Here is a 20,964-nt window from a genome sequence, read left to right as displayed (position 1 = left end):
CCGGCCCCACACCGCCGCTCCGAGGGATCGAAAGGAGCACACCTCTCATGGCCACCATCACGGCAAATGTCCGGACGCAGGTCGCTGCCAAGCCGATCACGGCAGAGGCGAGCGTCGTCACCAGCCTCGCGGCTCGACGCACCATCGCCATCGCACGTTTCGCGACCGGCTTCATCTTCCTGTGGGCCTTCCTCGACAAGACCTTCGGCCTGGGCTTCTCCACTCCGGTCGAGCGGGCCTGGATCAACGGCGGCACACCCGCCCAGGGCTTCCTCAACAGCGAGGCCGTGAGCGGCCCGTTCAAGGGGATCTTCCAGGCGATCGCGACGCCGCTGACCGACGTCCTGTTCATGGCCGGCATGCTCGGCGTGGGACTGGCCGTCATGCTCGGCATCGGGATGCGGGTCGCCGCCGTCGCCGGCAGCGCGATCATGCTCTTCATGTGGATGGCAGAGTTCCCGATGATCTGGGGTGCCGGTTCCACCAACCCTGTCGTCGACTACCACATCATCTACGCCCTCATGCTCATCGTTTTCGTCGCACTTGCGGCCGGCGAAACGTGGGGCCTCGGCGCCCAGTGGCGCAAGCTGCCCATCGTGCAGAAGAACCACTGGCTCATCTAGCCGACCTGCTGGCCGCGTGACGGTGCGGCGCTTCCTCGCCCGGGGAGCGCCGCATCGTCATGTCCGCGCATGCCCGCCCCGCTCGGTCTACCTCCCGCCCCGCGGTCCGCTCCCGGACCCGGGGCCTTCGCATGTTCGAGGGCCCCGGGCCACAACGCGCGTCCCTCCAACGGAAACACACCACGTTGGAGGGACCCGGAAGGTCACTCCCACGGCCCCGGGACCGCAACACGCGTCCCTCGAGCAAGAACACGTCACGTTGGAAGGACCCGGAACGTCACGCGCGGAGAGCGAAGCGGGCGCGAGGGCGAGGGCGAGAGCGAAGGGTCAGGAGCGGCGCTGCTCGGCGCGATAGACCGCGGCCTGGGTGCGCCGCTCCATGCCGAGCTTGCGCAGCAGCCCCGACACGTAGTTCTTCACGGTCTTCTCGACCAGGTTGAGCTTCTCGCCGATCTGACGATTGGTCAGCCCATCGGCGATCAGGTCGAGGATCTGCCGCTCGCGCAGCGTGAGGTCGACCTGGGGGGCTGCCTGCGCATCCGCACGCGAGCGGACGAGCTCGGCGGCGCGGGTGCCGGTGAGGGTCTTGCCCGCGGCGACCTGGCGGATGCTGTCGAGCAGCCCGTTCGCGCGGATGTCCTTGAGCACGTAGCCCGCAGCACCCGCGAGCACCGCCGCCTCGCTCGCACGGTCGTCGTCGAACGCGGTGAGGATGAGGCACGCGATCTCCGGATGCGCGGAGCGCACGTCGCGGCAGACATCGATGCCGTCGCCGTCGGGCAGGCGCATGTCGAGCACCGCGACGTCCGGGCGCACCGCATCCACGCGCGGCAACGTCTGCGCCGCGGTCGACGCCTCGCCGACGACCTCCATGTCGGGGGCGGCGTCGATGAGGTCGACGACCCCGCGGCGCACGAGTTCGTGGTCATCGAGAACGAAGACGCGGATCATGTGTCGGCCTCCTGCCGTGAGGTCTCGTCATCGGATGCGGCTGCCGGAGCAGCCAGCGGCACGCTCCACGCGGCGAGGGTGCCGCCGCCGGGACGGGGCGTGAGTGTGAAGGTGCCGCCGCGGGCCTCGGCGCGCGCCTGGAGGTTGCTCAGGCCGCTGCGCCGTTCGCGGGCAGGGTCGAGCCCGCGCCCATCGTCGCCGACCTCGATGACGATGCGACCGCCGCGCACCTCCACCCTCACCTCGGCGTGCGAGGCGCGAGCGTGGCGGACGACGTTCGAGAGCGCCTCTCGCACGACGGCCGCGGCCTCCGGGGCGAGGTCGGCGGGGACATCGTGATCGACCGGACCACGGAACACGAGCCGCGGCGGATCCGCGAGGAGGGCTCGATACTCTCCGACGACGTCGACGATGCGGTCACGCAGCGTGACGCCGCCCACGTCGTCGTGCTGCAGCGCGAAGATCGCGGTGCGGATCTCGGCGATCGCTTCGTCCAGGGCATCGATCTGCGCCGAGAGACGCTCCCCCAGGCGCGGGTCGTCGACGCCGGCGGACACGACCTGCAGCTGCATCCCCGCGGCGAACAGGCGCTGGATGACGTTGTCGTGCAGATCGCGGGCGATGCGCCCGCGATCCTCCAGCAGGGCGAGCCGGTGACGGTCGGCACGCGCCCGGCTGAGCTCCCCGGCAAGATCCGCGACGGAGGCCAGGGCGGTCGTGCGCCGGATGTCGTCGTCGCTGAACGGCCGTTCGCGCAGGTGCCGGGCCAGCAGCACCCCTACATCCGCGCCGTCCTGCCCACCGAGGCTCACCACGAAGGCGTCGCCGAACCGCACGGTCTCCCCCTCGAACGTGGGAAGGGCCACCTCCGGCAGGACGGTGGCGCCCGTCGACAGCAGGGCGCGGGCGACCCGGTCGTGACCGGGCAGCTCGACGCTCTCCAGCTGGCGCGCCATCGCGTCGCCGCGCACGATCTGCAGCCGCACGGTGCCGCGTTCGGTGGAGGTGATGATCGCCACGAGCGCCGCGCCGGTCAGCGCGGGCAGGTGCTCGGCGAGCAGCCGGTAGGGCCGCTCGTCGTCGACCTCGAGGAAGACCGCGCGCACCTCGGCGGTCGCCGCGGCCCAGCGCTCCCGCATCCTGGCCGCCTCGTACAGGCGCGCCTTCTCGATCGCGATGCCCGCCGTCACGGCGAGCGAGCGCAGGAGCTCGGTGTCCTGCTCGGTGAAGTGGCCCTCCGGGTGCTCGGCCAGGTAGAGGTTGCCGAACATCTCCTCACGGACGCGGATCGGGACGCCGACGAAACTCTCCATGTGGGGGTGGTGCGCGGGGAATCCGGTGAATCGAGGATCGGCGGCGACGTGATCGACCCGCACGCTCTCGGACACGATCGCGCCCAGCAGGCCGCGCCCGCGCGGCGGATGTCCCATCCGTGCCGCCGTCTTCTCATCGATGCCGACGTGCACGAAGTCGACGATCGCGCCGTCCGCGCCCAGCACACCGATCGCACCGTATCGCGCACCGACGAGGTCGACGGCCGACTCGACGATCTCGCGCAGCACGGAGTGCAGATGGATGTGGCCGACGATCGCCGCATTCAGCGAGAGCAGGCTGCGCAGTCGCGCCTCGATGTCGGCCACGGTCCCCTCCCCTGGTGTCGCGCCCAAGTCTAGGTGCGCCCCTCCCGGCGCCCTCTGCCCGCCGCCGTGACTACTGGCCCGCCCACCCGGCCGTCCCACCCACCCGCCCACCGGTTCGCCTGTCACAGATCGAGCCGGTCGGCTCGATCTGTGACAGGCGAACAAAGCGGGCGACTCCGACGACCGGTGCGTTGTGCTCGAGGCCCGGTTCATAGCATCCAAAACGCCGGGCGCGGCACACTAACCTGGTGGCCCACCCGAAGGAGAGCGCCGTGCCCGCGTCCGAGTCGTCTGCAACGCCCGCACCTGCATCCGCGCCCGAGCTCGACTCACGGCTCCGCGCCGCGATCGACGATGACCTCGTGGCACTGCGCCAGGGCGCCGCGCTCTGGTCGCGCTCGAGCATCATGGAGCGCATCCGCGCACTCTCGGCCACGAGGGATGCGGTCGGCACCGCCGCCGCGGACTGGGCCGGCGTGGCCGCGCGCGCGAAGGGACTCGCCCCCGACCACCCGCTGCGCGGCGAGGAGTGGCTCTCAGGCCCCTACGCCGTGCTCGGCGCGCTCGACGGCTACCTCGCGACGCTCCGCCGGATCGCCGCGGGCGGCAGTCCGCTCGACGGGGTACGCCTCGATCGGGCACCGGGCGACCGCATCCGCGCGCACGTCTTCCCCCGCGAGCCCATCGACAACCTGCTGCTGTCCGGATTCACGGGCGAGATCTGGCTGCGACCCGGCACCGACGCATCCACGGCGATCCGCCGTGCGGGGCTCGCGCAGGTCTCCCCCGGTACCGCGGGTGTGGGACTCGTGCTCGGCGCGGGCAACATCTCCGCGATCCCCGTCCTGGACGTGCTCTACGAGCTGCTTGCGTTCGACCGCGTGAGCCTGCTGAAGGTGAATCCCACCCAGGACGAACTCGTGCCGGTCTTCGAGCGCGCGCTCGCGCCGCTCATCGGTCGGGGACTCGTGCGGATCGTGCGCGGCGGCGGCGCCTACCTCACCGCGCACGAGGGCATCGAGCACGTGCACATCACGGGTTCCGCCGCGACCTTCGATGCGATCGTCTGGGGCGATCGTGACCGCGCGAGGGACGAGCCGCGTCTCGGCACCCCCATCACCGCTGAGCTCGGCGGCGTGTCTCCGATCATCGTGGTGCCGGGCGAGTGGACCGACGCCGACCTCCGTTTCCAGGCGGCCCACATCGCGACGATGCGTCTGCACAACAGCGGTCACAACTGCATCGCGGGCCAGGTCGTGCTGTTGAGCGCGGACTGGCCGCAGCGGGAGCAGTTCCTGCGGGCGCTGCACGAGGCCTACCGCGCCGCCCCGGCACGGCCGGTCTGGTACCCCCGCGCCGACGAGCGGCTGCACGCGCTCGCGGCGACGTATCCGGCCGCCGAGTGGTCGGCGGGGCACAGCCGCGCGCTCGTGCAGGTGGCACCGGGCGAGGATGCCGCCGAGCTGGAGACGACCGAGTACTTCGCGCCCGTGCTGGGCGTGGTGGAGCTGCCCGGAACGGGTCAGGACTTCCTCGACGCCGCCGTCGCGCACGCGAACGGATCGCTCGCGGGCACGCTGGGCGCCAACGTCATCGTCGATCCCGACGCGGAGGATGCGATGGGGGCGGGCTTCGAGCGGGCGATCGCCGACCTCCGCTACGGCGGGATCGCGATCAACGCGTGGACCGGCGTCCTGTTCGCGACACCCGTGCTCAGCTGGGGCGCCTTCCCCGGCTCCGATGTACGAGAGGTCGGATCGGGCATCGGCGTGGTGCACAACACGTCGCTGCTGGCCGACGTCGAGCGCTCCGTGCTGCGAGGGCCCTTCCGCCCGTTCCCGCGTTCGCTGGGCCCCGGACGTTTCTCCGTGCTGCCCACCCCGCCGTGGTTCGTCTCCGCACGCACGGCGGCGGCGGTGAGCGAGGGGCTGACCCGCTATCGGGTCGACCGCAATCCGCTCGGGCTCGCTCTGACGTTACTCAGAGCGATGGGCGCCTGAGTCTCACGCGAACCGATCGGTGGCCGCCCGCAGGGCCGCCGCGATACCGGGCTCGGATGCGGAGTGCGAGGCGTCGTCCACGACGACCAGCTCCGACTCGGGCCAGGCACGGTGCAGGTCCCACGCCGTCATGATCGGGGTGCAGACGTCGTAACGGCCCTGCACGATGACCGCGGGGATGTGGCGGATGCGGTCCACCTCGTCGATCAGCTGCCCCTCGCGCAGCCATCCGTGGTTCACGAAGTAGTGGTTCTCGATGCGCGCGAACGCCGTGGCGGCATCGGGATCCGTCATCGACGCCACGAGCTCCGGGTCGGGACGCAGCGTGAGCGTCGATGCCTCCCACCGGGTCCACGCGAGCGCGGCGGGTCGGTGCACGGCCGGGTCCTCGTCGAACAGGCGCCGGTGGTAGGCCTCGATCATGCGGCTGCGCTCCAGCACCGGGATCTCAGCGACGTAGCCCTCCCACAGGTCGGGGAAGATCGCCGAGGCACCGCCTTCATAGAACCACTCCAGCTCGTGCCGGCGGAGCGTGAAGATGCCGCGCAGCACCAGCTCGGTGACGACCTCGGGGTGCGCCTGGGCGTAGGAGAGCGCGAGGGTCGATCCCCAGGAACCGCCGAACACCTGCCAGCGCTCGATCCCGAGGTTGCGGCGCAGGAGCTCAAGGTCGGCGACCAGGTGCCAGGTCGTGTTGAACCGCAGGTCGGCTGCGGGGTCGCTCGCGTGCGGGGTCGACCTGCCGCATCCGCGCTGATCCAGCAGGACGATCCGGTAGCGCTCCGGATCGAAGAAGCGTCGATGCCAGGGCGAGGTGCCGCCGCCGGGCCCGCCGTGCAGGAAGACGACCGGCTTGCCCTCCGGGTTGCCGGACTGCTCCCAGTAGATCCGCTGCCCGTCACCGACCAGCAGCTCTCCGCTCTCATAGGGCTCGATCGGCGGGTACAGGATGTCGTCGAGCTCGGAGACCGTCATATCCTCACGGTACCTTGCCACCCCATCCTGTCCACGGATGCGCTATGGGGCTCACCGGGATGTGCCCGTCGCGGGCCTGCTCGTATGCTCATCGCATGAGCACAGCTGCGCCCACCACGATCACCATCACCGGCGCCGGGGGGCAGATCGGCTACGCGCTGCTGTTCCGGATCGCGGCAGGCGACATGCTGGGCCCCGACCGGCCGGTCAGGCTGCGACTGCTGGAGATCCGCCAGGGGTTGCGCGCCGCAGAGGGTGCCGCCCTCGAACTGCAGGACGGTGCATTCGAGCTGCTGCGCGACGTCGAGGTGACGGAGGATCCGGCTGTGGCCTTCGACGGCTGCAACATCGCCCTGCTCGTCGGCGCGCGCCCGCGCGGTCCCGGCATGGAGCGCGCCGACCTGCTCGCCGCGAACGCGGGAATCTTCGGCCCCCAGGGCACCGCGATCGCGGCGCACGCCGCATCCGATGTCCGCGCCGTCGTGGTCGGCAACCCCGCGAACACGAACGCGCTGATCGCTTCGGCCGCAGCCCCCGATGTGCCGGCCGAACGCTTCGCCGCGCTCACCCGCCTCGACCACAACCGCGCGGTGGGCCAGCTCGCCGAGGCGGTCGGGGTCGGCGTGTCCGCCGTGCGCGACGTGACCATCTGGGGCAACCACTCCGCCACCCAGGTTCCCGACGTGACCCATGCGACGATCGGGGGCGCCCCCGCCCACGACGTGCTCGCCGCGCGCTTCGGTGACGAGGATGCGGCGACCCGCTGGCTCGACGACGAGTTCATCCCACGGGTGGCGAAGCGCGGAGCGGAGATCATCGAGGTGCGCGGCTCCTCCTCCGTCGCCTCCGCGGCGAACGCGACGATCTCCCACATCCGCGACGATGTCGCGGGGACGCAGCAGGGGTGGACCTCCGCCGCGGTCGTCTCGCACGGCGAGTACGGCGTGCCGGAGGGGCTCTTCAGCTCCTTCCCGGTGCGCTCGGACGGCAGCGGCTACCGCATCGTCGAGGGTCTGGAGGTTTCCGCCCGCATCCGCCGCCGCCTGGACGCCTCGGTCGCCGAGCTCGCCGATGAGCGCGAGGCCGTGCGAGCGCTGGGGGTGATCTGACGTGGAGCATCTGGCCGTCATCGTCGGCGGCATCATCGTCGTCGCCATCGTGACGGCCCTGGGCCGGCGGCTCAACATCGCCGGTCCCCTCGTCCTCGTCGCCATCGGCCTCGTGCTGGCCGCCCTCCCGTTCGTGCCCGACATCCCCGAGGTCGATCCCGAGTGGATCCTCGTGGGCGTGCTCCCGCCCCTGCTGTACTCGTCGGCGGTGCAGCTTCCCGCGATCGAGTTCCGTCGCGACTTCACGCCGATCGCGGGGCTCTCGGTCGTGCTCGTGGTGGGAAGCGCCGTGCTGCTCGGTTTCTTCTTCACCTGGGTGATCCCGGGCCTCGACCTCGCCCTCGGCATCGCCCTGGGTGCGATCCTCTCGCCGACGGATGCGGTCGCCACCTCGATCGTGAAACGGATGGGCATCTCCACACGCGTCACGACGATGCTCGAGGGCGAGAGCCTGCTCAACGACGCGACCGCCCTGGTGCTGCTGCGCACCTCGACCGCCGCGATCGCCGCCGGCTTCTCGTTCGGCGAGACCATCCTGTCGTTCCTGTGGGCGGTGCTCATCGCCCTCGTGATCGGCGGACTCGTCGGCTGGGTCAACCTCCGCGTGCGCACGTGGGTCGGCCACTCGGCGGCCAACACCGCCATCAGCTTCGCGATCCCCTTCATCGCCTACCTGCCCACCGAGGAGCTCAACGGCTCGGGGCTCGTCGCCGCCGTGGTCGCGGGCATCGTCACAGGGCAGGGCGCGGCCAGACGCTTCGCGCCCGAGCAACGGCTATCGGAGGAGGCCAACTGGCGCACGATCGAGCTCGTCCTCGAGGGCGGCGTCTTCCTCGTCATGGGGCTGGAGCTCACCGATGTCGTCAACAAGAACCTGACCGAGCACGACGGTCTGTGGCACGGCACCTGGCTCGCCCTGTCTGCTCTGGGCATCATCGTCGCCGTTCGCGGCGTATACGTCACCTTCCTCATCTGGCAGCAGGGGCGCAGAGCGCGGCGGTTCGCCGGCTTCGATATCGAGCGCGTCGACAACAGACTTCAGGGGATGGCAGACGGCACGGTACCGATCGAGCGGTCGAACCCGGAGCGGGCGATGCGCCGCATCCCGTCGATCCGGAAGCGAGTCGCGCGCCTCGGCGCCGACCTGGACTACTACCGCTCCTCCCCCCTCGGGTGGAAGCACGGCACGATCATCGTCTGGGCCGGGATGCGGGGCGTCGTGACCCTCGCCGCGGCGCAGACCCTCCCGCGCGGAACCGACCACCGCCCGCTGCTCATCTTCGTCGCCTTCATGGTGGCGATCATCAGCCTGCTCCTGCAGGGCTTCACCCTGCCGGCTCTGGTGCGCCTGCTCCGGATCGCCCCGGAGTCCGCGGGACCGACGCGGGAGGAACAGCGGCGCCTGGACGACGTGCTGCGCGAGGCCGCATCCGAACGACTGCAGGACGACGATCTGCGCCGGCGCGACGGGACGGAGTTCAGCGAACGCATCCTCACCAGGGTGGGCGCGCGGCTCGTGGACCCGCCCGACGACGAGATGACGGCAGCTGCGCGCGAGGTGCTGGAACTGCGTCTCGAGATGATCGACGCCATGCGCGAGCGCCTCCTCGAGGCGGGCTCGTCGGGGTCGTTCAGCACCGCGGCGCTGCGCCACGCTCTGGCGGAGCTCGATGCCGATCAGATCAGCCTCGAGCTGCGCCTGTCGGACGAAACGGGCGCCGAGTGACGCCGTCACCCGATCCGGGGGACAATGGAGGCATGATCAGCGAGGGGACGGGCGCCGATGCCGGATCGGCAACGGACCCCGCGACCGCGCCGCTGCATCTGCCCCACACGGCGGCCGACTGCCCCAAGTGCTTCACCGAGCTGCAGTCCGACCGCAACTGGTGGCGTGCCCGGCCGACCGGCGCCCGCCTCGTGGGTCTCGTCGTGAATCGCGACGACATGCCGTCGGTCGTCGAGCAGCGCGCCGAGCTGACGCGTTTCGGCGTGCCCATCGACGGCTTCCGGCACCCTGCCCCCGACATCCTGGAGTCGTGGGAGGAGCGTCTGGGTCGCCTGTTCGGGCGCCTCACCCGCGGAGACGTCCTCGTGGTGGCGAGCGTGCATGCGCTGGGCCGCAACATCGACGAGGAGACCCGCACGGTCGCCGAGCTTCGCCGACGCGGCGTGATGGTGAAGGTGCTGGGCCACTCCGGCCGGCACCTGTTCGACACCGGCCGCTGACGCCGGCTCAGGCCGCGCGCCAGCAGCCGGCGACGTGGTCGTCGACGAGGCCTGCGGACTGCATCAGGGCGTACATGGTCGTGGGCCCGACGAAACGGAACCCCCGCCGGCGCAGCTCCTTGCTGAGCGCGGTCGACTCGGCCGTCGTGGCCGGCACCTGGGCGAAGGACACCGGCGGCACGTGCCCCTCGGGCGCGAACGACCAGATCAGCGCATCGAGCTCGCCCGTCGACATGGTCTGCACCAGCCGCGCGTTGCCGATGACGGCCTCGATCTTCGCCCGGTTGCGCACGATGCCCGTGTCGCCCATCAACCGCTCGATGTCGGCCTCGTCGAAAGCGGCGACCGCATCCGGCTCGAAGCCGGCGAACACCTCACGGAAGCGCGGGCGCTTGCGCAGGATGGTGATCCAGCTGAGGCCGGCCTGGAACCCCTCGAGGCTCATCTTCTCGAACAGCGGCCGGTCGCCGTGAAGCGGGCTGCCCCACTCCTCGTCGTGGTAGCGCAGGTACTCGGGATCGGCGCCGGCCCACGCGCAGCGCGCACGGCCGTCTTCTCCCACGAGGATGTCGGTCATCCGCCCACGTTATCCGCGGTCGCCGACACCGCTCAGCGCTTCTTCTGCAGCGACTTCTCCGACACCGGCGCCTCACCGGATGCGGCGAGCTGGGCGTAGTATGCGTGCGCCTCATCCTGTCGCTGCTGCTCCGCGCCCGACGCGATGTGCGCGCGGATGTGCTCGGGCTCGAAGCCCCACGCATCCACGAGGTCCTGCGCGTGCGGGCGGAGCCGGGCCGAGAGGCGCCCGATGTAGCGCGACACGGAACCGGCGCGCTGGGCGGAGAGGCGCCCGTTGATGAGGTACCACGACAGGTGCTTCTCGATGAGGCTCATCCCGAAGAGATCGCGCAGCCAGGTCAACACCCGCAGCGTGCCGTCGTCGCCGACGCGGTGCACGGCGTCGGTGAAGGCCTCCCACTGCAGCAGCTCGCCGTGCGCACGGGCGGCCTCGATGAGGTCGTACTGGCACTCGTTGAACAGCGCGGCGGCCTCGGCGGCGGGCAGCTTCGCCGCCGGACGCAGGCGCGCGGCGACGTCGGCGACCATCTGCTGCACGCGTCCCGCCAGCAGCTCGAACTGCTGGTCCTCGCGCAGGCCGAGCTCCACCGAGCGGGCGGTCGAGCCGAGGTCGGCGAGCGACTGTCCGAGCTGACGAAGCCCCGCGCCGTGGAACACCTTGCCCGCCGTGCTCCCGACGGCGAAGCGGGCGAGGGCGGCCGCATCCTTGCCCTTGAACTGCGAGGCGTAGTCCGACAGCAGACGCTTGCCGACGAGCTGGAGCAGCACGTTGTTGTCGCCCTCGAACGTGACGTACACGTCGAGGTCGCTGCGCAGCCCGACGAGCCGATTCTCGGCGAGGAAGCCCGCGCCGCCGCTCGCCTCGCGGCACTCCTGCAGGATGTCGAGTGCGTTCCACGTCGACAGCGGCTTCAGCGCCGCGGCCAGCGTCTCGAGGTCCTCGCGCTCCTCGGAGGTGTCGGTGCGGCCGGAGAACACACCGTCGAACTTCTTGAGGAACTCGTCGTGCGCGAACGCCTGCGCGTAGACCGTGGCCAGGCGCGGCAGGAGGCGCCGCTGGTGCTTGCCGTAGTCGAGCAGGGTCACCTCGGGCGTCCCCGACCCGGAGTCGAACTGACGACGCTGGTTGGCGTAGGTGACCGCGATCTTCAGTCCCAGGGCGGCAGCCGTGGTGGCGGCGCCGTCGAGCGAGACGCGCCCCTGCACGAGGGCGCCGAGCATCGTGAAGAAGCGACGGCCGGGGCTCGCGATCTCGCTCGAATACGTGCCGTCGGCGGCGACGTCGCCGTAGCGGTTGAGGAGGTTCTCGCGCGGGACACGGACCTGGTCGAAGTGCAGGCGGCCGTTGTCGATGCCGTTGAGACCGCCCTTGACGCCGTCGTCCTCGCCGCCGACGCCCGGCAGGAAGTCCCCCGCCTCGTCGCGGATGGGAACGAAGAAGCAGTGGACGCCGTAGTTGACGCCGCCCGTGATCAGCTGCGCGAAGACCGTCGCCGCGCGTCCGTGCACCGCGGCGTTGCCGAGATAGTCCTTCCATGCGCCGCGGAACGGCGTGTGGATGACGAACTCCTCCGTCTCGACGTCGTACGTCGCGGTCGTGCCGATCGCGGCCACATCCGATCCGTGGCCGGTCTCGGTCATCGCGAAGGCCCCGGGCAGCTTCAGCGTGACGACGTCCGCGAGCCACTTGTCATGGTGCTTCTTCGTGCCCAGCTGCTGGATGGCGGCGCCGAAGAGCCCCCACTGCACGCCGGCCTTGATCTGCAGGCTGGGGTCGGCGAGCACGAGCTCCTCGAACCCCGCGATGTTCGCCCCGTTGTCCCCGAGGCCGCCGTACTCGACCGGGTAGGCGCGCGCCGACACGCCCTGTTCGACGATGAGCCCCAGCTGGCCGAAGACACGGTCACGATGCTCGGCGACCGTCTGACCGTCGATGCGCCAGAAGGCCGGATCCTTGATCATCTCGCGCGCCTCCCGGCGCGTCTTGCCCCACGTGCCGAGCAGCATCTCGGTCACGGCGGGCAGGTCGATGCGGGGTTCGGCCGCCTCGGCCGCGGAGTGCGCCGCAGTGGGCGCACCTCCGGCAGGAGTGCGACGGTTGGTCGCAGGCTTGGCGGAACGGACGACGGCGTCGGTCATGGCATCACCCTTCGGTGGGACAGAGGAAGACGATCTCGACGGTAGGAGCACGACAACCGCAGCCCAACTCGGTTGCAGATCCTCTACAACCCGAGGCGGCCACCTCGCCGCATCCGGTTGTGTGCTGGCGACATCGGGAGCGCGAGGCACTTGCTGATTCGGCAGGAAGTTCGCGTGATGACGACCCTCCCCGCGACGATCGGGAGGAGGTCGTCGATCGATGACCGGGCCCGAACCGAGAAGGCGGAGTATGGGAGATCGCATGCCGCACCACGACGTGGATTCCGGGTGGACGACGCGGGGCGACCTCGACGCGCGAATCGAGCAGTATCGCCGGCTCATCCTGCAGAGCCTCGGACTGACCGACGAACAGGCCCGCGCGAGCACCGTCGTCGGCAGGCCGACCCTGCTCGGCGTCGTGCGCCACACCGCCTTCGTCGAGGGCGTGTGGTTCGGCGAAGCGGTCACGGGCCGCCCTCGATCGGAGCTCGGCCTTCCCGTCTCCACGGCGAACTCGTGGAAGACCCGGAAGGTCGACACGATCGAGTCCGTCTCGGCCGACTGCCGCCGGATTCATCAGCACTCCCGCGACAACCTGACCGGACTCGGTCTCGACGACGTCGTCACGGGGCGCGGTCGCCGCACCGTCATGAGCCTGTTCACACACGTGCTGAGCGAGCTCGCGTGGAACACCGGGCAGCTCGACATCCTCCGGGCGGTCCACACCTCCTGAGCCAGGGTGTCGCAGGCCTCCGACACACTGGATGCGGGAGGTTCGCCCATGACGCTCGCCCTGACGCCCTGGTCCATCGCGGACCTTCCCGTGCTCCAGCGCGCGAACACGCCGGAGATGACGCGGTTCATCGGCGGACCCGAGACCGAGGCGCAGGTCGTCGAGCGCCACGAGCGGTACCTGCGCCTGAACGAGAGCGGCGAGGCCGAGATGTACCGCATCGACGTCGACGACGAGCCGGTCGGCGCGATCGGATTCTGGCAGGTCGATCACGACGGCGTCGCGGCATACGAGACCGGATGGAGCGTCGAGCCCGCGTGGCAGGGGCGGGGCATCGCCTCCACGGCCTTGCGGCATCTCATCGCACGCGTGCGACAGCGCGGCGACCGCACGGTGCTCGTCGCCTATCCGGGTGCCGACAACGCGGCATCACAGGGCGTGTGCCGTGCGGTCGGCTTCACCCGCGGAAGCACCGTCACCGAGCCCTGGCGGGGCGGATCGCTGACGGTGACGACGTGGACGCTCGACATGTCGCCGCTCGAGACCGGTGGTCGGCTGCCGGATGTCGACGAACGGTTCTCCGGCGCCCTCGACCGAGAGCGGTGGTGGCCGTACTACCTGCCGCACTGGGCGTCGCGGGCGACGACGAGCGCCAGGTGGCGTACCGGTGCCGGCGGGCTGGAGCTGCGCATCGACGACGACACCGAGCCGTGGGCCCCCGAGATCGACGGCGACGTCCGCATCTCCCACCTGCAGACGGGGCAGCGCTCGGGGCCCGAAGGGTCACCGGTCGGACAGCATCGATTCCGCGAGGGGCTCGTCGTGCGCGAGGAGCAGCCCGACGCTGCGCTGTGGCTCGTGCGCTACGGCGTGATCGAGGCGCGACTGACGGCGGTGCGCGACGCGCGGGCGATGGTGGCGTTCTGGCCGATCGGCGTCGAAGACAGCCCCGAGCACTCGGGAGAGATCTGCGTGTGCGAGATCTTCGGAGGCGAGCTCGATGACGAGGGCGGATGGGTCGGAGTCGGCATCAAGGCGCAGCACGACCCGGAGCTCCGCGACGATTTCGAGAAGATCCGCGTCGAGGGCGATCTCACCCAGCCGCACGACTACGCGGTGGAGTGGTCGCCCCACCGCATCCGATTCTTCATCGACGGCCGCTGGGTCAAGACCGTCAACCAGTCCATCGACTACCCCGTACAGCTCATGCTCGACCTGTACGACCTCCCGCTCGCGCCGCGCGAGGAGTCGACCTACCCCTTCCGGATGCGGGTGGAGCGGGTGCGCAGCTTCCCGCCGACCTGAGGTCTACCCGACTGCGCACGGCACCCGCTCGACGCGCGCGTTGTGCCGGAGATATCCGCGGTGCAGGAAGATTCCCGGTGAAACGTCCTGATGGGGGGATTTCTCCTGCGGAAGGGATGCGCCCCGCCGGCGACGGGGCGGGTCAGGCGGCGGCGATGACCTCGAGCACGGCCTCGCCATACGCATCGCGCTTCTTGGCGCCGATGCCGGTGATGCCGTCGAGGTCGGCGAGAGAGCCCGGACGATGCTCGGCAAGCGCTCGCAAGGTCGCGTCTCCGAAGACGATGTAGGCGGGGACGCCCTGTTCGCGTGCGGTCTGCGCGCGCCATTCGCGCAGGGATTCGAACAGTGCGCGATCCCCCTCGGCCACGGCATCGGATGCGGCGGCCCGTCGCGCTCGGGGTGCGGCGGCGGGGCGACCGATCACGTCGCGCCGCAGGCGTACGGGGGTCTCGCCGCGCAGCACTCCGCCGGCCTCCTCGCCCAGCGCGAGGGTGCCGTACTCTCCCCGCGCGACGAGCACGCCGCGCGCGAGGAGCTGCCGGATGATGCTGCGCCAGTCCTGGTCGCTGAGATCGGCGCCGATGCCGTACGTCGCGAGCTCGTTGTGCCGTTGCTGACGGATGCGGTCGGTGTCGGCGCCGCGCAGGATGTCGATGATCTGGCCGGCCCCGAAGGACTGGTTGCGCTCGCGCTGCAGGCGCACGACCGTCGACAGGAGCTTCTGCGCCGGAACGAGGCCGTCGAAGATCTCAGGCGGAGTCAGACAGGTGTCGCAATTGCCGCAGGGCTCGGCCTGCTCGCCGAAGTAGTTGAGCAGGTTCTGCCGACGGCACTCGACGGTCTCGCAGAGCGCGAGCATCGCGTCGAGGTGCTGACCCATCCGGATCTTGAACGCGCGGTCGCCGGGACTCTGGTCGATGAGCCTCCGCTGCTGCACGACATCGCCGAGCCCGTACGCCATCCAGACGATCGAGGGATCGCCGTCGCGGCCCGCGCGCCCCGTCTCCTGGTAGTAGCCCTCGACAGACTTCGGCAGATCGATGTGCCCGACGAAGCGCACATCCGGCTTGTCGATGCCCATGCCGAAGGCGATCGTCGCCACCATCACGACGCCGTCGTCGCGCAGGAACCGCGACTGGTTGGCCGCGCGCGTCTCGGCCGGGAGGCCCGCGTGATACGGCAGCGCATCGATCCCCTGCGCACGCAGATACTCGGCCGTCTGCTCGACGCTCTTGCGGCTCAGGGCGTACACGATGCCGGCGGAACCCTCGGGCTGCGACCGGATGAAGGCGACGAGCTGGCGGCGCGGATCGACCTTCGGCTCGATGCGGTACTGGATGTTGGGTCGGTCGAAGCTCGCGACGAAGTGGCGGGCGTCACCGAGCGCCAGCCGCTCCGTGATCTCGCGATGGGTGGCACGCGTCGCCGTGGCGGTCAGCGCCATGCGCGGAACGCCGGGGAAGAGGGCGCCCAGCTCACCGAGGGCGAGGTAGTCGGGGCGGAAGTCGTGGCCCCACTGCGACACGCAGTGGGCCTCGTCGATCGCGATCACGCTCAGCCGGCCACGCTTCAGCAGCGCTGTGGTGGCGGCGAGGTTCAGCCGTTCGGGGGCCACGTAGAGCAGGTCGATCTCGCCCGCCACGTACGCGCGTTCCACGCTCTGCCGCTCACCGGGCAGCTGCGTGGAGTTGAGGTAGGCGGCGCGTACGCCATTGGCGAGCAGCGCCTCGACCTGGTCGTGCATGAGGGCGATGAGAGGGCTGACGACGAGACCCGTTCCCGGCCGCACGAGCGCCGGCACCTGGTAAGTGACGCTCTTCCCGCCGCCGGTCGGCATGAGCACGATCGCGTCGCCCCCGCCGACGACGTGATCGACGATGTCGGCCTGGTCGCCGCGGAAGGCGTCGTAGCCGTAGACCTCGTGCAGCACGGCACGCGGGTCCTGTCCGGTGAAGTCGCGGCGCGGCGCGGCCGCGGGAGCGTCTTCCGGGGGTACCCAGCCGTCGTCGGGCGGCACCCACCCGCTCTCGCCGTACGGGTCGTAGGGCGGTTCGTCCTCCGGAGGCGCCCAGTCATCCGGTGGGACGTCCCACGAGGACGGATGCGGCGAGCTCACTCTTCCAGGGTAACCAGCCCCGCCGACAGACTCGCCGCGCCGCATCCGAGGAGCCGCGCTCAGCACCAGCGATCGGCGAGCGCTCCGACGACGTTGAGGTTGCGGTTCGTCGCGATGCCGAGCAGCTTCGCGGCCGAGAGCGGGTCGACCGTGCCGTCGCTGTAGCCGGGACCCAGCAACGCGTGTGCGGCCCGGCCGGACACGACCATCTCGCCCTTGGCGCCGCTGGTCGCCTCGACGAGGGCCGCCTGCTCGGGGGCGAGTTCTTCTTTGAGCAGGTACACGTAGTGCCGCGCGAGGTGGGGCCGGGCTCCGTTCAGGGCCCGTGCGTCGTCGGCGATCCGCGCGAACTCGTCGGTCGTGAAGACGATCGTGGGCACGTCGAAGCCACGGTCGGCGTGGAAGGCGCGCTCCAGCGCCTCCTCGATCCGGGCACGCGACCGCATCCGCGTCGAGAATCGCAGGTTGCCGGTGTTGAGGTGCGTGGTCACGTCCTCGAAGCCGAGCTCGGACACGACCCGGCAGATGTCATCCTTGGGAAAGACCCGCTTCGCTCCGAGGTTGATGGCGCGGAGAAACCCGAGATACGTCGGCACCCGGCCCATTGTGGCCCGCCGCGCCCGATCCCGCACCCCCGTCACTCGCCGGGGAACGTCTCCTTGAGTTCCAGGATGCGGGCGGCCGCCGCATCCACCTTCTCGGCGAACGCGGGGTCGGTCTTGGCCCGCTGCAGCACGGCCTGGTACATCTGGGGGAACACCGATGTATCGGCGGAGAGCAGCAGCAGATCGACGCCGGCGTCGACGGCGAGCACCGCCCGATCCGCGGGCGCCCAGCGCTCCACCTGCGCCGTGGCCGAGATGTCGTCGGTCATCACCACGCCGTCGAATCCGAGCTCGTCGCGCAACAGGCCCGTCACGACGGGTTCCGAGAACGCCGCGGGCATCGAGGGATCGATGCGCTGATACACGGCGGTGGCCATCATGACCGCGGCCGGACCCTCAGCGAGAAGGGTGCGGTAGACGTCCACGTCCGGGGAATCGGCACCCACGACCGTGTCGACGACGTCGGCCGCGTAGTCGGTGTTGCCGGTCACCCGGCCGAGCCCGGGGAAGTGCTTGATCGTCGGAAGGACGCCCGCCTCCCGCATCCCCTGGGCGAACACGCCCGCCTTGTCGGCGACGGTCGCCTCGTCGTAGCCGTAGTGGCGGTTGTAGACGCCGATGGGCTGGTTCAGCCGTGCGGTGTCGGCGCTCGTGAGGATGTCGGCCACCGGCGCGAGGTTCATGTCGATGCCCGCCGCGCGCAGCTGAGCACCCCATCGCTCGGCATCCGCGCCGAGCGTCGCGTCGTCGCGTTGCGCACTCGTGAGCGCCGTCGGCATGGGCTCGAACCCTTCGCCCGAGAGCACCTGCACGTCGCCGCCCTCCTGGTCCGTCGCGACCCAGGTGCGCGGGCCGGTCACCCGCTCGACCGCCGTGAACTGCGCGACCAGCGATGCTGTGGCCGCCGCCCCCGCGGACGAACGCCCGCGCAGGAAGAGGCCGCCCACACCTGGGTCGGCCATCGCGGCGAGAGCGGTGGGGTCGGGGACGTCGGCGGGCGTGCCGAGCATGAACAGCTGCCCGACGCGCTGCTCCAGCGTGAGCGCGTCGATCGGGTCGGGCGTCGGAGTCGGTGTGGGCGTCGGACTCGGCGTCGACGGGGCGGCCGTCGGAGCCGCCTGCGTGGCGGAGCATCCCGCGAGCACCGCCACCGCGGCGAGAACGGCGAGCGCGCGAACCGTGATCGTCTTGCGCATCACCCCAGTGTGGCGCACCGGTGCTGGACAAGCACGGGGTGGTGCCGGCTACAGGCGCACGACCTCAGTGACGCTGACGTGCGCCGCACCCTCCTCCGCGGATGCGGCGAGGTCGACGACCGCGCGGATGCGCCAGTCGTGGTCGCCCTCCGGGTCATGGATGACCTGCTCGACGCGCCAGAGCCCGCCTGCCGCATCCGACTCGTCGATCGTGCACAGCGCGGGCGAGCGCGCGCCGGCGTCGGTGAGGACGACGTCGTGCTCGTCGTAGTAGGTGTCCAGGGCGTCGGGCCAGCCCGCATCCGGGTCCAGCGCGACGAGGTCGTCGTCGCGCTGGAGTGCGGCGAGCTGCACGCGACGGAACATCTCGTTGCGCACGAGCACGATGAAGGCGCGGCGGTTCGCCACGACCGAGGGAGGTGCGGGAGGAACGACGGGCTCGCCCGCCTCATCCGCGGGGTACACGAGCCGCTCCCACTCGTCGACGAGGCTCGAGTCCACCTGCCGCACGAGTTCGCCGAGCCAGGCGATCACGTCCAGCAGCTCCTCGGTACGCGCTTCGGCCGGCACGGTCTGACGGATCGCTCGGTACGCATCGCTCAGGTAGCGCAGCACGAGTCCTTCGCTGCGACCGAGCTGGTACCAGGAGACGAACTCCGCGAAGGAGAACGCCTGCTCGAACATGTCGCGGACGACGGACTTGGGGCGCAGCTCGAAATCGCGCACCCAGGGCTGGCTGGAGGCGAACACCTCGAACGCCTCGCCGAGCAGCGTGGCGAGGGGCTTGGGATAGGTGATCTCCTCGAGCGCCGCCATCCGCTCGTCGTAGTCGAGCCCGTCGCGCTTCATCGCCGCGACCGCCTCGCCACGCGCCTTGAACTCCTGCTGCGCGAGCACGGGACGCGGGTCATCGAGGGTCGCCTCGATCACGCTGACCACATCCAGCGCGTAGTGGCCGGACCCTGCGGTGCGCGCCGGTCGGAGATCCGGCGCGATGTCGGAGGTTTCGCCCTCCATCCTCCGACCCTCGTCACTTTCTCCGACCGGAGCGGCCTCGGCGGCGGAGGCGGGCAGGGCGGATGCGGGCGGTGCCGGATCGAGCAGCTCGATGGCTGCGAGCGCGAAGGGCGAGAGCGGCTGGTTGAGCGCGAAGTTCGGCTGCAGATCGACCGTCAGCCGGATGCGGCCGTCCGCCACCTCGACGACGTCGGCGGCGACGAGCGTGCGGAAGATCGCGAGCGCACGGCGCGCGAGCTCGTAGCGGCGGGCGCGGGGCTCGTGGTTGTCGAAGACGAGGGAGCGCACGTGCGCGAAGACGTCGCCGCCGCGGGCGATGACGTTGATGAGCATGGCGGCCGTCAGCTGCATCTGCGGCACGAGGGGCTCTGGCACCGCCTGCACGAGCCGCTCGAACGACCCTTCGCCCCAGTTCACGGCCCCGGCCGGCGCCTTCTTGCGCACGATCTTCTTGCGCTTGGCGGCATCGCCCGCGGCCTTGCGCAGCGCCTGCTCGTTCTCGATCTCCCATTCGGGGGCCATGACGACGACCGTTCCGGCGGTGTCATAGCCCGCGCGACCGGCCCGCCCCGCGATCTGATGGAACTCGCGCGCGGTGATCTGCCGCATGCGGGTGCCGTCGAACTTGGTGAGCGCCGTCAGCAGTACGGTGCGGATCGGCACGTTGATACCCACGCCGAGGGTGTCGGTGCCGCAGATCACGCGCAGGAGGCCCCGCTGCGCGAGCGTCTCGACGAGGCGGCGGTAGCGCGGCAGCATGCCGGCATGGTGCACGCCGATGCCCGCCCGCACCAGACGCGAGAGGGTCTTGCCGAACGCCGTCGTGAAGCGGAAGCCGCCGATGGCCTCCGCGATCTCGTCTCGCTGCGCACGCGTCGCCACCTTGACACTCGCGAGCGCCTGCGCGCGCTCCATCGCCTGCGCCTGCGAGAAGTGCACGATGTACACCGGCGCCTCGTTCTCCTCCAGCAGCTTCTCGACCTGCTCCTGGATCGGGATGCGGGCGTAGGAGAAGTGCAGCGGCACGGGGCGTTCCACGCCCGTCACCTCGACCGTGGGGCGCTCGGTGCGACGGGTGAGGTCGGCGGCGATCCCGGTCACGTCGCCGAGGGTCGCCGACATGAGCAGGAACTGCGCCCGTGGCAGGAGCAGGAGCGGAACCTGCCATGCCCACCCCCGGTCGGGCTCGCCGTAGAAGTGGAACTCGTCCATCACAACCTGGTCGACCGCCGCATCCGCTCCGTGTCGCAGAGCCAGGTTCGCCAGGATCTCGGCCGTGCAGCACACGATCGGCGCGTCCGGGTTGACCGAGGAGTCGCCCGTGACCATCCCGACGTTCTCCGCGCCGAAGATGTCGACGAGCGCGAAGAACTTCTCGCTCACGAGGGCCTTGATGGGAGCGGTGTAGTAGCTGCGCCCGCCCCGCGCGATGCTCACGGCGTGCGCGGCGACGGCGACGAGCGACTTGCCCGTGCCGGTCGGCGTGGACAGGATCACGTTCTGGCCGGAGACGAGCTCGATGACCGCTTCGTCCTGCGCGGGATACAGCTCGATGCCCCGCGCGGTCGCCCAGTCTCCGAATGCGTCGTACAGCGCATCCGCATCGTCCCCGGCGGCGCGGGCGAGCTCGGTGAGGGAGGCGGTCATCCCCCGAGTCTGCCCGAAGCCGGCGGCGTCGGTCGTGCTCGTCAACCGATGCACGCCTTCTCTGCGGATGACGCAGCCCCAGACTGCCTACCCGCGGCTA

16 protein-coding genes are annotated in these 20,964 nt (G+C 70.7%); 7 read left to right on the top strand and 9 right to left on the bottom strand.

Features of this window, described 5'->3' with window-relative positions:
* The first annotated feature begins 47 nt into the window (after nucleotides 1-47).
* Nucleotides 48-623: a DoxX family protein gene (locus tag QE374_RS10375; RefSeq protein WP_309734612.1), complete on the top strand. Its 576-nt coding sequence runs from the start codon at nucleotides 48-50 to the stop codon at nucleotides 621-623.
* Nucleotides 624-950: 327 nt separating this feature from the next.
* Here QE374_RS10375 and QE374_RS10370 read toward each other — a convergent pair whose 3' ends face one another.
* Both QE374_RS10370 and QE374_RS10365 read right to left on the bottom strand, forming a co-directional pair.
* Nucleotides 951-1,574, bottom strand: a complete 624-nt coding sequence (locus QE374_RS10370) for a response regulator transcription factor (RefSeq protein ID WP_137418290.1) — start codon at nucleotides 1,572-1,574, stop codon at nucleotides 951-953.
* Nucleotides 1,571-3,214, bottom strand: a complete 1,644-nt coding sequence (locus QE374_RS10365) for a GAF domain-containing sensor histidine kinase (protein ID WP_309734609.1) — start codon at nucleotides 3,212-3,214, stop codon at nucleotides 1,571-1,573. Before QE374_RS10365 ends, QE374_RS10370 begins: the two co-directional genes overlap by 4 nt.
* A 248-nt stretch (nucleotides 3,215-3,462) precedes the next feature.
* On the opposite strand from QE374_RS10365, the gene QE374_RS10360 reads away from it, so the two are divergent.
* Nucleotides 3,463-5,214 carry an aldehyde dehydrogenase family protein gene (locus tag QE374_RS10360; protein ID WP_309734607.1) on the top strand — a complete coding sequence of 584 codons (1,752 nt, stop codon included), beginning with the start codon at nucleotides 3,463-3,465 and terminating at the stop codon, nucleotides 5,212-5,214.
* A gap of 3 nt (nucleotides 5,215-5,217) precedes the next feature.
* Here QE374_RS10360 and pip read toward each other — a convergent pair whose 3' ends face one another.
* Nucleotides 5,218-6,189 (bottom strand): prolyl aminopeptidase, encoded by a 972-nt coding sequence (gene pip, locus QE374_RS10355; protein WP_309734605.1) that lies wholly within the window; start codon nucleotides 6,187-6,189, stop codon nucleotides 5,218-5,220.
* Between the two features lie 95 nt (nucleotides 6,190-6,284).
* Between pip and QE374_RS10350 the strand changes: the two genes are divergently transcribed.
* The 3 genes from QE374_RS10350 to QE374_RS10340 are packed head-to-tail and all read left to right on the top strand — an operon-like array spanning nucleotide 6,285 to nucleotide 9,524.
* Nucleotides 6,285-7,298 (top strand): malate dehydrogenase, encoded by a 1,014-nt coding sequence (locus tag QE374_RS10350; RefSeq protein ID WP_309734603.1) that lies wholly within the window; start codon nucleotides 6,285-6,287, stop codon nucleotides 7,296-7,298.
* A 1-nt stretch (nucleotide 7,299) separates the two neighbouring features.
* The gene (locus QE374_RS10345) at nucleotides 7,300-9,024 is read left to right on the top strand and encodes a sodium:proton antiporter (RefSeq protein WP_309734601.1); all 1,725 of its coding nucleotides are present in this window, start codon (nucleotides 7,300-7,302) and stop codon (nucleotides 9,022-9,024) included.
* Between the two features lie 32 nt (nucleotides 9,025-9,056).
* Nucleotides 9,057-9,524, top strand: a complete 468-nt coding sequence (locus tag QE374_RS10340; protein WP_309734599.1) for a recombinase family protein — start codon at nucleotides 9,057-9,059, stop codon at nucleotides 9,522-9,524.
* 7 nt (nucleotides 9,525-9,531) lie between these two features.
* Here the strand turns inward: QE374_RS10340 and QE374_RS10335 are convergent, their stop codons facing one another.
* On the bottom strand, nucleotides 9,532-10,101 hold the full coding sequence (locus QE374_RS10335; protein ID WP_309734597.1) for a DNA-3-methyladenine glycosylase I: 570 nt from the start codon (nucleotides 10,099-10,101) through the stop codon (nucleotides 9,532-9,534).
* A gap of 32 nt (nucleotides 10,102-10,133) precedes the next feature.
* Nucleotides 10,134-12,242, bottom strand: coding sequence for an acyl-CoA dehydrogenase (locus tag QE374_RS10330; RefSeq protein WP_309734595.1), 2,109 nt, complete (start codon nucleotides 12,240-12,242; stop codon nucleotides 10,134-10,136).
* 262 nt (nucleotides 12,243-12,504) lie between these two features.
* Here QE374_RS10330 and QE374_RS10325 point away from each other — a divergent pair, with 262 nt between their 5' ends.
* The gene (locus tag QE374_RS10325) at nucleotides 12,505-12,975 is read left to right on the top strand and encodes a DUF664 domain-containing protein (RefSeq protein ID WP_309734593.1); all 471 of its coding nucleotides are present in this window, start codon (nucleotides 12,505-12,507) and stop codon (nucleotides 12,973-12,975) included.
* Nucleotides 12,976-13,023: 48 nt separating this feature from the next.
* The gene (locus QE374_RS10320) at nucleotides 13,024-14,280 is read left to right on the top strand and encodes a GNAT family N-acetyltransferase (protein ID WP_309734592.1); all 1,257 of its coding nucleotides are present in this window, start codon (nucleotides 13,024-13,026) and stop codon (nucleotides 14,278-14,280) included.
* A gap of 142 nt (nucleotides 14,281-14,422) precedes the next feature.
* Here QE374_RS10320 and recQ read toward each other — a convergent pair whose 3' ends face one another.
* The 4 genes from recQ to QE374_RS10300 are packed head-to-tail and all read right to left on the bottom strand — an operon-like array spanning nucleotide 14,423 to nucleotide 20,864.
* Nucleotides 14,423-16,444, bottom strand: a complete 2,022-nt coding sequence (recQ, locus tag QE374_RS10315) for a DNA helicase RecQ (protein ID WP_309734590.1) — start codon at nucleotides 16,442-16,444, stop codon at nucleotides 14,423-14,425.
* Between the two features lie 14 nt (nucleotides 16,445-16,458).
* On the bottom strand, nucleotides 16,459-17,004 hold the full coding sequence (locus tag QE374_RS10310) for a DUF1697 domain-containing protein (RefSeq protein ID WP_309734588.1): 546 nt from the start codon (nucleotides 17,002-17,004) through the stop codon (nucleotides 16,459-16,461).
* A gap of 32 nt (nucleotides 17,005-17,036) precedes the next feature.
* Nucleotides 17,037-18,200 (bottom strand): glycoside hydrolase family 3 N-terminal domain-containing protein, encoded by a 1,164-nt coding sequence (locus QE374_RS10305; RefSeq protein ID WP_309734586.1) that lies wholly within the window; start codon nucleotides 18,198-18,200, stop codon nucleotides 17,037-17,039.
* Nucleotides 18,201-18,248: 48 nt separating this feature from the next.
* Nucleotides 18,249-20,864: a DUF3516 domain-containing protein gene (locus QE374_RS10300; protein WP_309734585.1), complete on the bottom strand. Its 2,616-nt coding sequence runs from the start codon at nucleotides 20,862-20,864 to the stop codon at nucleotides 18,249-18,251.
* Nucleotides 20,865-20,964: the final 100 nt, after the last annotated feature.

It is taken from the genome of Microbacterium sp. SORGH_AS_0428 (assembly GCF_031453615.1).
Taxonomy (GTDB): domain Bacteria; phylum Actinomycetota; class Actinomycetes; order Actinomycetales; family Microbacteriaceae; genus Microbacterium.
The sequence above is the reverse complement of the archived record's forward strand: the minus strand, read 5'-3'. Positions and strand labels throughout refer to the sequence as shown.

What these genes read in the sequence shown, in the direction of transcription:
- QE374_RS10375 (WP_309734612.1), top strand. Translation starts at nt 48, where the DNA reads ATGGCCACCATCACGGCAAATGTCCGGACGCAGGTCGCTGCCAAGCCG.
- QE374_RS10370 (WP_137418290.1), bottom strand. Translation starts at nt 1,574, where the DNA reads ATGATCCGCGTCTTCGTTCTCGATGACCACGAACTCGTGCGCCGCGGG.
- pip (WP_309734605.1), bottom strand. Translation starts at nt 6,189, where the DNA reads ATGACGGTCTCCGAGCTCGACGACATCCTGTACCCGCCGATCGAGCCC.
- QE374_RS10350 (WP_309734603.1), top strand. Translation starts at nt 6,285, where the DNA reads ATGAGCACAGCTGCGCCCACCACGATCACCATCACCGGCGCCGGGGGG.
- QE374_RS10340 (WP_309734599.1), top strand. Translation starts at nt 9,057, where the DNA reads ATGATCAGCGAGGGGACGGGCGCCGATGCCGGATCGGCAACGGACCCC.
- QE374_RS10335 (WP_309734597.1), bottom strand. Translation starts at nt 10,101, where the DNA reads ATGACCGACATCCTCGTGGGAGAAGACGGCCGTGCGCGCTGCGCGTGG.
- QE374_RS10330 (WP_309734595.1), bottom strand. Translation starts at nt 12,242, where the DNA reads ATGACCGACGCCGTCGTCCGTTCCGCCAAGCCTGCGACCAACCGTCGC.
- QE374_RS10325 (WP_309734593.1), top strand. Translation starts at nt 12,505, where the DNA reads ATGCCGCACCACGACGTGGATTCCGGGTGGACGACGCGGGGCGACCTC.
- QE374_RS10320 (WP_309734592.1), top strand. Translation starts at nt 13,024, where the DNA reads ATGACGCTCGCCCTGACGCCCTGGTCCATCGCGGACCTTCCCGTGCTC.
- recQ (WP_309734590.1), bottom strand. Translation starts at nt 16,444, where the DNA reads ATGCGGCGCGGCGAGTCTGTCGGCGGGGCTGGTTACCCTGGAAGAGTG.
- QE374_RS10310 (WP_309734588.1), bottom strand. Translation starts at nt 17,004, where the DNA reads ATGGGCCGGGTGCCGACGTATCTCGGGTTTCTCCGCGCCATCAACCTC.
- QE374_RS10305 (WP_309734586.1), bottom strand. Translation starts at nt 18,200, where the DNA reads ATGCGCAAGACGATCACGGTTCGCGCGCTCGCCGTTCTCGCCGCGGTG.
- QE374_RS10300 (WP_309734585.1), bottom strand. Translation starts at nt 20,864, where the DNA reads ATGACCGCCTCCCTCACCGAGCTCGCCCGCGCCGCCGGGGACGATGCG.